Source organism: Lacisediminihabitans sp. (genome assembly GCF_036404185.1).
In the GTDB taxonomy this organism is placed as follows: domain Bacteria; phylum Actinomycetota; class Actinomycetes; order Actinomycetales; family Microbacteriaceae; genus Lacisediminihabitans.
In genome coordinates this window covers 1-13,321 of the sequence record NZ_DASWPB010000113.1, presented here as the reverse complement: position 1 = coordinate 13,321, position 13,321 = coordinate 1, and the positions used below count along the sequence as shown (strand labels likewise).

The 13,321-nt window shown below is 67.5% G+C and carries 11 protein-coding genes; 5 read left to right on the top strand and 6 right to left on the bottom strand.

The genetic code is table 11. The features are described 5' to 3' along the window. Window positions 1–68: 68 nt before the first annotated feature. From VGC18_RS08560 to VGC18_RS08540, 5 genes are all read right to left on the bottom strand, one after another. On the bottom strand, window positions 69–923 hold the full coding sequence (locus tag VGC18_RS08560) for a carbohydrate ABC transporter permease (RefSeq protein WP_331096278.1): 855 nt from the start codon (window positions 921–923) through the stop codon (window positions 69–71). Then, window positions 920–1,852, bottom strand: coding sequence for a sugar ABC transporter permease (locus VGC18_RS08555; protein WP_331096276.1), 933 nt, complete (start codon window positions 1,850–1,852; stop codon window positions 920–922). The genes VGC18_RS08560 and VGC18_RS08555 overlap by 4 nt, the downstream gene beginning before the upstream one ends. Window positions 1,853–1,942: 90 nt before the next feature. Next, window positions 1,943–3,262, bottom strand: coding sequence for an ABC transporter substrate-binding protein (locus VGC18_RS08550; protein ID WP_331096274.1), 1,320 nt, complete (start codon window positions 3,260–3,262; stop codon window positions 1,943–1,945). Window positions 3,263–3,332: 70 nt separating this feature from the next. Next, the gene (locus VGC18_RS08545; RefSeq protein ID WP_331096272.1) at window positions 3,333–5,474 is read right to left on the bottom strand and encodes a glycoside hydrolase family 36 protein; all 2,142 of its coding nucleotides are present in this window, start codon (window positions 5,472–5,474) and stop codon (window positions 3,333–3,335) included. 222 nt (window positions 5,475–5,696) lie between these two features. Continuing rightward, complete coding sequence (locus tag VGC18_RS08540; RefSeq protein WP_331096270.1) at window positions 5,697–6,731, bottom strand: LacI family DNA-binding transcriptional regulator; 1,035 nt, start codon at window positions 6,729–6,731, stop codon at window positions 5,697–5,699. 359 nt (window positions 6,732–7,090) lie between these two features. Between VGC18_RS08540 and VGC18_RS08535 the strand changes: the two genes are divergently transcribed. From VGC18_RS08535 to VGC18_RS08515, 5 genes are read left to right on the top strand one after another with little or no spacing between them, the layout of a single operon-like run. Then, the gene (locus tag VGC18_RS08535) at window positions 7,091–8,074 is read left to right on the top strand and encodes a Gfo/Idh/MocA family oxidoreductase (RefSeq protein WP_331096268.1); all 984 of its coding nucleotides are present in this window, start codon (window positions 7,091–7,093) and stop codon (window positions 8,072–8,074) included. Window positions 8,075–8,113: 39 nt separating this feature from the next. Beyond that, a complete protein-coding gene (locus VGC18_RS08530) occupies window positions 8,114–9,943 on the top strand; it encodes a D-alanyl-D-alanine carboxypeptidase (protein ID WP_331096266.1) in 1,830 nt (609 codons plus the stop codon). Between the two features lie 51 nt (window positions 9,944–9,994). Continuing rightward, the gene (locus VGC18_RS08525; RefSeq protein WP_331096264.1) at window positions 9,995–10,573 is read left to right on the top strand and encodes an isochorismatase family protein; all 579 of its coding nucleotides are present in this window, start codon (window positions 9,995–9,997) and stop codon (window positions 10,571–10,573) included. Between the two features lie 3 nt (window positions 10,574–10,576). Next, a complete protein-coding gene (locus VGC18_RS08520) occupies window positions 10,577–12,049 on the top strand; it encodes an NAD-dependent succinate-semialdehyde dehydrogenase (protein ID WP_331096262.1) in 1,473 nt (490 codons plus the stop codon). Further along, window positions 12,046–12,834, top strand: coding sequence for an RNA methyltransferase (locus VGC18_RS08515; protein WP_331096260.1), 789 nt, complete (start codon window positions 12,046–12,048; stop codon window positions 12,832–12,834). The genes VGC18_RS08520 and VGC18_RS08515 overlap by 4 nt, the downstream gene beginning before the upstream one ends. A gap of 114 nt (window positions 12,835–12,948) precedes the next feature. Here the strand turns inward: VGC18_RS08515 and VGC18_RS08510 are convergent. Further along, window positions 12,949–13,321: ATP-binding cassette domain-containing protein (locus tag VGC18_RS08510; RefSeq protein WP_331096258.1), on the bottom strand; the 373-nt coding region annotated here is incomplete at its 5' end.

Here is a 13,321-nt window from a genome sequence, read left to right as displayed (position 1 = left end):
TCAGCCCCGCACCACCGTTATGCAGGAGTTATGCGTGGGTCCAAACCTGCGGCTCGCCGTGAACGGCGCTACTTGACCGCCCCACCCGTGATGCCTGAGATTATTCGGCGCTGGGCGAAGATGAAGACGATCAGCAGCGGGAGACTGGAGATCACGACATAGGCGAAGATGAGGTTCCAGTTGTTCTGATACAGGTTGCTCGACGCGATCTGGAACAGGTTGAGCTGGAGGGTGGTCGTCGTGCCGCCGCCGAGCACGAAGAACGAGTAGAAGACGTCGTTCCAGATGTAGAGGCAGACGAGGATCGTCGCGGTCGCGATCACCGGACGCAGCAGCGGCAGGATGATCGTGAAGAAGATCTTCAGCGGCTTCGCGCCATCGATGCGGGCGGCCTCCTCGAGCTCGAGGGGAATGGTCCGGACGAAGCCCGTGATGAAGAAGATGACGATCGACATGTACATGCCCATGTAGACGAAGATCATTCCGACCGGGCTGCTCGCCAGACCGAGCTGGCGGAGCAGGAGCACGATCGTGACGACGGCCGGTGGCAGGATGAGCCCGCTGATGGCGGCGGCGTAGAGCACGGATGCCCAGCGGCCCGCGCGCCGTGCGAGGATCCAGGCGGCCAGGGAGCCGAACAGGATCACCCCGATGACCGACGGAACCATGACGAGCAGGCTGCCGAAGAGCCCGCGCCAGACCTCGCCCTGGGTGAAGGCCGTGGCGTAGTTGTCGAGGAGGTGCCACGAGGTCGGCAGCGAGAGATCGGGCAGGTTGGCCTCGCCCTGGCTCTTGGCCGAGGTGATGAGCGCGAGCCAGAGCGGAATGCCGATGGCGACGACGCAGAGGACGATGACCACGACCGGCTGGATCACCCGGTCCCAGGCACTGCGATGGCGTTTGGGTGCGATTGCGATGCTCACAGGACGTTCTCCCTCTTACGCAGGTAGCCGACGATCGGAAAGGCGAGAACCAGCACGAGGAAGAACAGCACGAGGCTCATCGTGGTGGCCTGCGCATACAGGCCGTAGCCGAAGATTTGGAAGATATGGATGTTGAGCACTTCCGTGGTCTGCGCCGGGCCGCCTCCCGTGGTGGCCTGAACGGTGTCGAATCCGTTGAGAGAGCCGAGGAGTGCGGTGGCGAAATTGAAGGTGACGGCCGGGGCGAGCAGCGGGAACTTGACCCGGAAGAAGGTCTTCCAGGGACCGGCTCCGTCCATCTTCGCGGCCTCGAGCACGTCTTCCGGGATCGTCTTGAGACCGGCGAGGTAGATGATCATGGCGAGTCCCATCCACTTCCAGGAGTTGACGAAGGCGACCACGACGAGCGTCCAGGTGGTGTCACCGAGCCAGGGAATGGCTACATGCTGGCCGGAGAAGAAGCTGAGAATGCCGTTGATCGCACCGGTGGGCTTCAACAGCGCCTGGAAGATGTAGCCGACCGCGAGCGCCGACATCAGCACGGGAATGAAGAAGATCACCCGCGCGAAACGGTTGACGCGCGTGTCCCGTTCGAACAGCACCGCGAGGCCGAGGCCGAACAGGTTCTGCATGATCCCGACCAGCGCCGCGTAGATCAGGGTCACGCGCAGCGCGGCGAGGAGGGACCCGTCGGACAGCAGGCTCGAGAAGTTGTCGAACCCGATGAAGTTGATGTCGTTCTTGAACGCCGACCAATCGGTGAAGGCGTAGATGAAGTTGAACAGCGTGGGCAGGAAGAAGAAAACGCCGAGAACGGCGAATGCCGGGAGCAGGAACCATCCCGGATGAGCGGTCGATCGGCGCTTCTTCGAGCCCTTGAGGCCGCCCAGCCGAAGCTGTTTCGGCGTCTCGACGAGTGGGTAAACCATGGTGTGCTTCGTCTTTCTCTGCGATGAACGTCCTCTGCGATGGATAGGAGCGCGGGCGGGGTTCCCCTGCGGGTCACCCCGCCCGTCGCACTAGAAGCCCTTGATCCCGAGGGCCTTGGCGAGCTGATCGAACTGCGCCTGCGTCAGTTTGCCGACGTCTTCCGGTGTCTTGGTTCCATGGACCATATCGGCCAGGAACACGTAGAAGTCCGGATTCACCACCGCGAGCTGCTGCATGGAGCCGACGGAGTTGCTGAGAGCCTTGGAGGCAGCCAGAGCGACCCGGGGGACTCCGTCGGGGCTGGGAACGCTCGGCTCGATGGAGATCTGGTTGGCGGAGTCGACATAGCTCTTGTAATCGGTCTCCATCCAGAAGCGCAGGAACTGACGTGCCGCCGCCTCCTTCTTGGCGTTTCCCGTCTTGGGAGCGACGAGTGCGCTGTCGCCGCCGGGGACGATGGTGCCGACGTTGCCGTCCTTGGAGATGGGGAACCATCCGATCGTGGAATCGATCGACGCGGTGTCTGTCGTCGCCTGCAGAAGGCTCGTGAAGGAGCTGATCTGCAGGACCATCGCGGCGTCTCCCTTGAGAAGCGCCGGCCCGGACTCGTTATAGGTCGAGGTCAGGTTGTCCGAGTTGAAGAGCCCCTCGTCGACAACGTCCTTGTACTGCTTGATGGCACCCTGGATGGTGGAGCCGGTGAACGTGTCCTTGCCCGCGTTGACCCTGTCCCAAAGTCCCTTCTGTGCGGCCTCGGCAAGAAGCACCTGCGGCCACCACTGGGTTGGCCAGCTGTCCCCGGCCGCGCCGAAGAACGGCGCGACGCCGGTCGACGACTTGATCTTCTGGGCGTCCAGAATGAGCTGATCGAAGTTCGTCGGGGTCGTGGTGATGCCGGCCTTGGCGAAGACATCCTTGTTGTAGAACATGCCGATGACCGAGGGGGTGTTCACGAACGCCGCGTAGGTCTTGCCGTCGACCTTGCCGAGCTTCTGGATGGCCGGGCTCAATTTTTTCATCCAGGGGGCGGAGCTGAGATCCTGCAGGCCGGTCTTGGGCTGCAGGAGCGCCAGTACGCTTGCGGTCGGTTGCCAGGTGGCCAGATCCGGCTTGGATCCGGAGGCGATCTTGGTCGGAGCGTTCGTTTCGTAGACATCGGGAATGACGACCTTGTTGATCTTCGCTCCCGTCGCCTTCTCGAATGCGGCGATCACCGTGTCCGCCATGGTCGCGGTCTGAGTTGCGGTCCAGTAGGTCAGTGTCGTGCCGTCGAGGTTCGCGGTCGGCTTGTTCCAGGTGACCGTCGAACTGTTGCTCGACGTCCCCGGATTGGCTGCTGAGCAGCCGGCGAGCAGCAGTGCGCCCGTCATGGCGACGGCCGCGGCCATCACCAGTCTTTTGCGGTTCATGTGTGCGTTTCTCCTCATCGTTGATTGATTTGCGCAGGGACGATGCCCGTGGGCATCCGTTGGTGTTTCGCTATTGCGCCGTAGCGGTCAGGCGGAACAGACGTGCAGAGGGCCCAGGGCTGCCAGGGGTGACGGTCAGACGAGAGTCTTCGGCATTCCACGTCGGTTGCCAATCGGCAAGCGACGTGGGGTAGATGGTGTCGATGTCGACGGATGCCGCGACATCGGCGAGAGCGGGAAGGTCAAGCGTGATGCTCTCCTGGCCTTCGTCGCGCGACCACACCACGAGGTAGATCACCTCGTCCGTGCGGAGGCCGAGGGCGACGGTGTCGTCGTACCAGCCCGGCAGGCCGAGGGGCCAGAACGGTTCGCTCCTGGCGATGTCCGCCCGGATCGCCTTATGAACGGCAACCCCCTCGGAGACGAGCGACAGCTCGTTGTCGTTCATGCCGTCGAGGAAGCCGGACAGGTAGAGGCGACCGGCAAGGCCGTTGACCATGGTGAAGGCGATGGCCTCGTCGGAGGTGTTCGGCTGCGGGTAGGACCAGTTGCCCGCCTGCTCCGGGAGGAGCGATGCCGGTGCTGCGGCGGCGATCGTGGCGTAGAGGCGGTAGTCCTGCTGGTCGGAGGTGGACTGCAGATCGAGGCGCGACATCATGGAGTAGTCCATGCGCATGGCCCCCGACGCGCAATTCTCGAAGATCACATTCGGGTGACGCTTGATGATGCCGTCGAGCCAGGCGAGATGGGCCCGATTGTGACCGAGGAGTCCCTCTCCCGCGCTCAGTGCCGCGACGTCCGTGCCCGCTCCCGGAGTGACGTTGTAGTCCAGTTTGAAATAGCGGGCGCCGTGCTCGTCGACGAGCCGATCGACGACGGCGTCCAGATGGGCGATCGTCGCGGGGTGGCGGAAGTCGAGTATGTAGCGGTCGTGCTCCACGACCCGTTCACCGAAGCGCTGAATGAACGCATCCTTGGGCAGAACGTCCACCATGGGACTCTTCACGCCGACCACTTCCGGCTCGAGCCAGAGTCCCGGCTGCATGCCCTTCTCGCGGATGTGGGCAAGCACCCGATCCAGGCCGCCGTCCGGGAACCGCACCGTCGATGGCTGCCACTCCCCGACGCTCGGCCACCAGTCGCCTCCGTCGTCGTACCAGCCGGCGTCGACACAGAAGTATTCCGCGCCCGCCGCCGCCGCCGCGTCGATGAGCGGGACGAGTTTTTCGGTGGTCGGATCTCCCATGAGAGCGTTCATGTAGTCGTTGTAGATGACCGGCAGCTGCGCATCGGGTTCGCTGCGGCGGCGCATCGCGCGGCGTTGGGCGGTGAGGCCGGCGATCGCACCCTCGTAGCCATCGGATGACACGGCGAATGACACCGGGATGCTCGTGAAGCTCTCGCCGGGGGCGAGCGCTGTGTTCCACTGGTGGTCGATGTCGGTGGGGCCGGAGACGACAATCGAGAGGGCGTTCTCGTGTTCGCGTCGACCGTCGACCTCCCAGCGCCACGCGCCGTTGTGTTCTATCTGCCAGGCCAGGGCACGGCCGGTCCTGGTGTTCTCGAGGATGCCGGTGGGCAGGTACTCGCCCGACGACCAGGTGGACTTGCTCACCGTCGTGAGGGTGCCACGGGCGTCGTGATCGTGGAGGGTGGTATTGATATCCGGCAGGCCGTCCGGACCGTGCAGCGGTGTCCACGCCCAGCGGCTTTCGCCGCACCATTCGGAACGTCCTCGGAGCAGGGACACGTCCTGAATGCTCTCGCCCCGCGTGATGAACGCACCGGTCGCGAAGGTGCTGACCATTTGCACCACCTGTCTGAGAGCGCCCTCGTTCGTCAGAGTCGTCTCCGTCTGGATCGCGGGCACGCCCGGATACGCGGCGAAGGTGGACGTCGCGACGAGACCGGTCGTGTCGTCGACCTGCGTGAGCGTGAGGATATCGCGACCGTGGGCATCGGTCGAAACGGTGTGATCTCTGTAGCGGAGGCGAGCCCCGACCCCGGTATGGCTGAATCGGGTGTTGGACAGGGCGTGACCGTCCCCCAGGACGAGCACCTCGACGAGGGGCTGAGAGCGACGGGCGACAGCGGGGTGATCGCCTTCCGGCAACCGTCCGAGCGCGATGCCGCAGATGGTCGCCGGCCTGTCGCCACTCCAGTCGATGGCAAGCGAGATGGCCCCGTTACCCCAGCGAACAGTCGATCCCATCAGGCTCCTTTGCGCAATGTCATCGGTCTTACCCGAGACGTGTGTTCGTCATCATGCGTCCTCGCATGGTGTCGGTCGCCCGGCTGCGTCTCTGCAATGAAAACGTTGATCATTTACTGCTGACAGCGATGTTACCTCGTTGATCAACGTTTTCATAGAGCGTTACACGATCGTGATTGGGCAGGCGACGGCACTCGAGTGACGGGCGGTCGTCCCGGTGATTCAGACCGAGGCGCGTCCCGGTCGAGGGGGAGCGGTACTCTCGCGCACCACGAGGTGCAGGGATGGCGGGGTCACATCGATGGGGCCGCCCTTGCCCTCCCTCTCGGCGAGGAGGAGCCGCAGGGCGGAAGCGCCGAGCTGCACGAAATCCTGCGCGATGGTGGTCAACGGCGGCGACCACAGTGCGGCATGCGGATGGTCGTCGAAGCCGACAACGCTCACATCGTCGGGGACCACGAGGCCCCGCGTCTGCAGCGCCTTCAGGACGCCGAACGCGATCTCGTCGTTTCCAGAGAGGATCGCTGTGACTCCGGTGCGGCCGGCCAGCTGCAGCCCGGCCTCGTAACCGGACTGCGGAGACCAGTCGGTGAGGATAACCTCTGGGACCTCCGCGCCGGCTTCGAGGAGCGCTTCCCGCCAGCCGACGAGCCGTCCGCTGGGACGTCCCGAGCTCGGCACGGCGACATAGTAGACGGTCTCATGCCCGAGCGAGAGCAGATATTTTGTGGCCTCGTATCCGCCCTTGTGATCGTCGAAGAGTACACGTCGCACCGGGCGCCCCTCGATCGTCGAGGTGACCGCGACGATTGGCAGGGTCTCGGGTAGGGCCAGAAGGGCTCTCTCGCCCTGAGCGTCGAAATCCAGGACGATCACTCCGGCGAGTGGTTGACCGAGCATAAGATCCACCGCCGCCTTCACATCCTCGGGCGTCTCGGAGTCCACGACCGTGATGGCCACGAGCAGGCCGGCGGCACGCGCGGCCACCTCGATCCCCTGAATGGTCGTCGCGTAGCCGTAGCGGATGGTGTTGCCCGCGATGACCCCGACCATCGACTGCCGTCCGCGCACCAGCGCACGCGCGGCCTCGTTGGGCCGGTAGCCCAACTCGCGAATCGCGTTGTCGACGCGCTTTCGCGTCTTGTCGCTCACCGGGGTCGCACCGGTCAGCACCCGCGATACGGTCGGCACGGAGACGCCGGCCACGCGTGCAACGTCCGCAATGACCGGCGGTCGGATGTGCGACCGTTCCTTCATGGTGCGAGTCTACTTATGAGCGGTCGTGGCGATTTCTGGACGCGCTGCGATTGGTGCTGTCGGACGGACGGTCGCCATCGGGGTTGTACCCGACCCGCACTCGATCGATCTGCGATGCGTCGACGGCCGTCGTGCGCATAACTCCTGCAGAATTCCCCGCGCCCGCGGCGGACGCCTATGAGCGCCGGGCGCGAATAGCGTCGAGCCACCGTTAAGCAGGAGTTATGCACGGAGGGCGGGAGGAAGTCCTCCGTGCGCGGCGGGGATCGTGGCCGGCGAGGTACCATCTGGGGCCGTGCCCTCGCCGGGTGCTAGATTCCTTGTGGCGCCGGGCATCGCAGCCCCGCCGGGAGGACATCATGACGCAAGACATTCGCTGGGGCATCCTCGGCACCGGCGGCATCGCGCACGCTCAGACCACCGACCTGCTCGGCAACGGATTCACGGTGACCGCCGTCGGGTCCCGCAGCCAGGAGTCCGCGGATGCCTTCGCGGCCGAGTTCGGGATCCCCACCGCTCACGGCAGCTACGAGGCGCTCGTGGCGGATCCGGACGTCGACGTCGTCTACGTGTCGACCCCGCACCCCTTCCACGCCGAGGCCGCGCTGCTGGCGCTGAACGCCGGTAAGCACGTGCTCGTCGAGAAGCCGTTCACCCTCAATGCCGCCGAGGCCCGCGAGGTCGTCGACACCGCCGCTCGCAACCACCTCGTCGTGCTGGAAGCCATGTGGAACCGCTTCCTGCCGCACACGCTGCGGATCCGCGAGATCATCGCCGCAGGCACCCTCGGCGACGTGCGCACCCTCATCGCCGACCACAACCAGAACCTGCCGAAGGACCCGAAGCACCGCATCAACGACCCGGCGCTCGGTGGTGGCGCGCTTCTCGACCTGGGCGTCTACCCGGTCTCCTTCGCCTTCGACCTGTTCGGCACCCCGAGCTCGGTCCAGGCCATCGCCGCGAAGACCGCGACCGGCGTCGATCGGCAGACCGCGATCGTGTTCGGCTACGGCGACGGCCAGCAGGCCGTGCTGCACACCGCGCTCGATACGCTGGGGCCGAACACCGCCGCCATCATCGGCACGGCGGGCCGCATCGAGATCGACTCGGTCTGGTACACGCCGACCGGCTTCACGGTCTACGACAGCGAGGGCGCGGTCGTCGAGCGGTTCGAGCACGAGGTGAAGAACCGCGGGATGCAATTCCAGGCCTGGGAGGCCGAACGGCTCATCGCTGCGGGGCTGACCGCCGGCGACATCCTTCCGCCCGAGGAATCGGTGCGGGTCATGGAGACCCTCGATGAGATCCGCAGGCAGATCGGGCTGAGCTACCCGGGGGAGTGAGCGCCGGGACCGCCATGGGGCGCCCGTTATCATGGGCTGGTGACTGAACCACGCGACCCGGAGCCGTCGTCTCCCGACCAGCCGGCCTCCGATCGGGAACTCGGCACCGAGCAGTCCCCGACATCCGAGCCGTCCCCGACCTCCGAGCCGCCCCTGACATCCGAACCACCGCTGAATCGGCGCGCCGCCCGCGAGGCGGCCAAGCTCGGCGCCGGGGATCCGCTGCTCGGCCCCGATCCGGATGCGACGCAGCTGCTCCCCCAGGCGGAGGAGACGACGGAGCTGATCCCGCGCGACGACGCCACCCAGCTGTTTCCGGCGGCGGATGCGACGCGCCTGTTCCCGGCGGCTGATCCCACCCGCCTGCTTCCCGCGGCGGACGCGACCCAGCTCATCGGCTCGGCGGCGCCCCCGTCGACCGGCGGTGGGGACACCGGCGGCACCGGCATCCGCTCGGTGATAGCGCGTCACCCCCGGGCCTGGCTGTTCTCCACGCTCGCCGTCGTCTTCGTGCTGCTGGGAACGGGGGCGGTGTTCGCCGGCGCCGCCGTCGGTTCCTCCGGCACGGGATCGAGTGCCGCGCCGGCCGCCGTCTCCGCGCCCGCGCCGACCAAATCGGTCACCCCGCCGCGGCCGACGCCATCGACGCCCGCTGCCGCGACGGCACTTCGCACCTGCTCGGTCTCCGCCCAGGCCGCGGCATCCGGACTCGGCAGCTTCGGCGGCGCGGTCCTGAACGCGACGACGGGCGAGGTGCTCTTCGACCGGAACGGGTCGAAGGGCGTCGCGCCGGCGAGCAACATGAAGTCGTTGACCGCGGCGACGGCCCTCGCCGTGCTCGGACCCGACTACCGGTTCAGCACGACCGTCTACGCCGGCACGACGCCGGGAAGCATCGTCCTCGTCGGTGGCGGGGATCCCACCCTCAGCGCGCTGCCGGTCGGGCAGGAGAGCGTCTACCCGGGCGCGCCGAAGCTCAGCGACCTCGCCGCGCAGGTGAACTCGGCGTGGGAGAAGCTCCACCCCGACCTGCCGATCAGCTCGGTCGTCCTCGACGCGAGCATGTGGAATACGAGCGACGAGTGGGATCCGAGCTGGCCGGTCTCCGAACGCACCATCGGCTACCAGCCGCTCATCACCGCGCTCATGGTGGACGGGGACCGCGCCAACCCCCGGCTGGCGACCAGCCCGCGCAGCACCCACCCGATCGAGAACGCCGGGGCGGCCTTCATCGCCGCGCTCGGCCTTCCGGCGGGCACACCGGTGTCCCAGGGCTCGACCGGCGCATCCGATGTCCAGCTCGGCCAGGTGAAGTCGCAGCCGGTCAGCGCCCTCATCGGTCAGATGCTGCCCAACTCCGACAACACCATCGCCGAGATGCTGGCGCGGGTGTCGTCGAAGGTCGGCGGCAAGGACGGCTCCGCGGCCTCGCTCGCCGCATTCGTCCCGGCCACGATCGCGTCCAGCTATCAGCTGGACACCGCGGGACTCGTTGTCAAGGACGGCTCGGGGGAGAGCAACCAGGACGGCATCCCCCCGCTCCTCCTCGCCCGGTTCATGGCCAAGGCCTCCGCGGGCGGCCAGCATCTGAACGTCATCTACAGCGCCCTGCCGGTCTCCGGGAGGACGGGCACCCTCGCCACCCGGTTCACCGGGGCCAATGCGGTCGCCCGTGGCGCCGTGACCGCGAAGACGGGCTCCATCGCCACGGCGTACACGCTCGGTGGCATCGTCCATGCGGTGGACGGCACGCCCCTTGCCTTCGGCTTCTTCGCCGAGGGCAAGCTCTCGGCGACGGCCGCGATGGCCGCCATCGACACCCTCACGACGGCCGTGTTCCGCTGTGGGAACAACCTGTCCAACAACTGACCGTTCGGCCCCACCTAACCCGCCGGGCGCGGGCAAAACTAAACTGTAACGATGACGCGCGCACTGTTCATCATCGACGTCCAGAACGACTTCACCGAGGGGGGAGCGCTCGCGGTCGAGGGCGGCGCGGCGGTCGCCGCCGGCATCTCCCGCTACCTGTCCGAGCATCCCGACCGCTACGACGAGGTGTTCGCCTCGCGAGACTGGCATGACGGCGACAACGACAACGGCGGCCACTTCGCCACCACCGGGGCACCGGACTACGTGAGCACCTGGCCGGTGCACTGCGTCGCGGGCACCCCCGGCGCCGAGTTCCACCCGGACCTCGAGATCGCCGATGTCACCGTCGAGGTGCACAAGGGTCAGGGCAGGCCGGCGTACTCGATCTTCGAGGGGACGACGGAGGACGGGGAGACGGTCGCGGAGAAGCTCGACGAGCTCGGCGTCGACGAGATCGACGTCGTCGGGCTCGCGACCGACTACTGCGTGCTCTCCTCCGCGCTCGACGCCGTGGACACGGGCCGGCCGGTACGGGTCTTCAGCGATCTGGTCGCCGGGGTCGCCGCCGATTCCAGCGCCGCCGCGTTGGACGATCTCGTCGCGGCCGGCGTGGCCGTGGAGCACTCCTGAGCCATGACGGTCGAACAGGAGACCCGGCTGCTCCGCTCCGTCCCGAACCGGCTGTTCATCGGTGGTGAGTGGGTCCACGCGAGTTCCGGCCGCACGTTCGACGTTGTGGACCCCTCGACGGGTGCGTCGCTTACGACCATCGCCGACGCATCCGCCTCGGACGGCCTGCTCGCTCTCGACGCCGCCGTCGCGGCGCGGGATGCCTGGGCGGCGACCGCGCCCAGGGCGCGCGGCGAGATCCTGCGTGGTGCCTTCGACCTGCTGCAGGAGCGGGCGGAGGACTTCGCCTTGCTGATGACCCTCGAGATGGGCAAGCCGCTCGCCGAGGCTCGGGGGGAGGTCGCCTACGGCGGCGAGTTCCTGCGCTGGTTCGGCGAGGAGGCGGTGCGCATCGGCGGCCATTACGGACCGAGCCCGGAGGGAACGGGCCGGATGATCGTGACCCGGCTGCCGGTCGGGCCGTCCCTCCTGATCACGCCGTGGAACTTCCCCCTGGCCATGGCCACCCGCAAGATCGCACCGGCGCTCGCGGCGGGCTGCACGGTCGTCGTGAAACCGGCGGAGCTCACCCCGCTGACGACCCTGTATCTCGCGAGACTGTTCGAGGAGGTCGGGCTGCCCGCCGGGGTCCTCAACGTGGTGACCACCTCATCCGCCGCGGAGGTCTCCGCCCCGATCATCGCCGACCGGCGACTGCGAAAGCTGAGCTTCACCGGGTCGACGGCTGTCGGCATCCGCCTGCTCGAGCAGGCTTCCGCGAACGTGCTGCGCACGTCGATGGAGCTCGGCGGCAACGCGCCGTTCCTCGTCTTCGAGGACGCCGACCTCGATCTCGCCGTCGAGGGCGCGATGGTCGCGAAGTTCCGCAATATCGGGCAGGCCTGCACGGCGGCCAATCGGTTCATCGTGCACGAGTCCCTGGCGGAGGAGTTCGCCGCGCGGGTGACTGCGCGGGTGCAGGAGCTGCGCGTGGGCAGGGGCACGGAGGACGGGGTGGGCATCGGTCCGCTCATCAACGAGGCGGCGGTGGCGAAGGCGGTAAGGCTCGTCGACGACGCCGTCTCGCGGGGTGCGACCGTGCTCACCGGCGGGTCGCCGATCGCCGGGTCGGGAACCTTCTTCGAGCCGACCGTGGTCATCGGGGTGCGGCCGGGCAGCGACATCCTGCGGGAGGAGATCTTCGGACCGGTGCTGTCCATCGTCACCTTCACCGACGAGGCGGATGCTGTCGCGAAGGCCAACGACACCGAGTACGGCCTCGTCAGTTACGCGTACACCAGGGATCTCGCCCGCGGTCAGCGCCTGATCGAGAGCCTGCAGACCGGGATGCTCGGACTCAACGTCGGTGTGGTGTCCAACGCCGCCGCGCCGTTCGGCGGGGTGAAGCAGTCCGGCATCGGGCGCGAGGGCGGCGCGGAGGGCATCGAGGAATACCTCGAGACCAAGTACGTCCTGACGCCGAACCCCTTCGGATGAGTGTTATCGAGATCACCGACCTGGCCGATCCTCGGCTCGCCGACTACTCCCACCAGACGGATGTCGCGCTCAAGAAGGCCCGCGGCACGGAGCACGGCCTGTACATCGCGGAGTCGGCGCTGGTGCTCGAACGGGCCCTGCGCGCCGGCCACCGGCCGCGGTCGGTCCTGGCGCTGGGCAATACCGTCGAGGAGGCGCGGGCCCTCGTCGGCGATGACGTGCCCGTCTTCTCCGGTCCGCCGGAGCTGCTCGAGCAGTTGACCGGCTACCTGCTGCATCGCGGACTCATCGCGGCCATGCAGCGCCCGGCGCTGCCGACGCCGGAGTCGTTGCTCGCCGGCGCGACCCGCGTCATCGTGCTCGAGAACGTCGTGGACCCGACCAACGTCGGGGCGATCTTCCGCTCGGTCGGCGCGATCGGCGCCGATGCCGTGCTGGTCACCCCGCGCTGCTCCGACCCGTTCTACCGCAGGGCGATCCGGGTGAGCATGGGCACGGTGCTGCAGGTGCCGTGGACGCGGCTCGGGGACTGGCCGTCGACGCGGCGGCTGCTGGCGGCATCCGGATTCCACATCGCGGCGCTCGCACTGACCCCCGATGCCGTGAGCCTGCGTGACTTCGTCGCGCCGGAGCGGCTCGCGCTCGTCCTCGGCACCGAGGGGGAGGGCCTCACCCCGGAGGCCATCGCCGCGGCGGACACCGTGGTGCAGATCCCGATGGCACACGGCATCGACTCGCTCAACGTCGCGGCCGCCTCCGCCGTCGCGATGTGGGCCCTGGCCTAGCCTCCCCTCCGACCGCGCGGTGTGTTGTCGTCGCCGCGGCCGTAAATAAGTAGCGCGCCGTTGACGAAACACCGCGCGGTCGTAAGGGGTGGGCGCGGGCGGCGGCGGCGGGCGTCAGACGAGGAGCTGGTGCTTCGCGAGGTCGCGGTAGAGCGGGGTGCTCGTGACCAGTTCGGAGTGGGTGCCGGTCCCGACGATCCGTCCGTGGTCGAGCACGACGATCTGCTCGGAGTCGACGACCGTCGAGAGCCGGTGCGCGATGACGATGAGCGTGCGATTGTCGGCGACCGCGTCGATCGCCTCGCGCAGCAGCTGCTCGTTGAGCCCGTCCAGCGAGGAGGTCGATTCGTCGAGCAGGAGGATGGGCGGAGCCGCCAGCAGGGTGCGCGCGATCGCGAGGCGCTGACGTTCCCCGCCAGAGAGCATGATGCCATCCTCCCCGACGGGGGCGGAGAGCCCGAGCTCGTTGCGCTCGAGCACCTCGGTC

What these genes read in the sequence shown, in the direction of transcription:
- VGC18_RS08555 (WP_331096276.1), bottom strand. Translation starts at nt 1,852, where the DNA reads ATGGTTTACCCACTCGTCGAGACGCCGAAACAGCTTCGGCTGGGCGGC.
- VGC18_RS08550 (WP_331096274.1), bottom strand. Translation starts at nt 3,262, where the DNA reads ATGAACCGCAAAAGACTGGTGATGGCCGCGGCCGTCGCCATGACGGGC.
- VGC18_RS08545 (WP_331096272.1), bottom strand. Translation starts at nt 5,474, where the DNA reads ATGGGATCGACTGTTCGCTGGGGTAACGGGGCCATCTCGCTTGCCATC.
- VGC18_RS08540 (WP_331096270.1), bottom strand. Translation starts at nt 6,731, where the DNA reads ATGAAGGAACGGTCGCACATCCGACCGCCGGTCATTGCGGACGTTGCA.
- VGC18_RS08535 (WP_331096268.1), top strand. Translation starts at nt 7,091, where the DNA reads ATGACGCAAGACATTCGCTGGGGCATCCTCGGCACCGGCGGCATCGCG.
- VGC18_RS08525 (WP_331096264.1), top strand. Translation starts at nt 9,995, where the DNA reads ATGACGCGCGCACTGTTCATCATCGACGTCCAGAACGACTTCACCGAG.
- VGC18_RS08520 (WP_331096262.1), top strand. Translation starts at nt 10,577, where the DNA reads ATGACGGTCGAACAGGAGACCCGGCTGCTCCGCTCCGTCCCGAACCGG.
- VGC18_RS08515 (WP_331096260.1), top strand. Translation starts at nt 12,046, where the DNA reads ATGAGTGTTATCGAGATCACCGACCTGGCCGATCCTCGGCTCGCCGAC.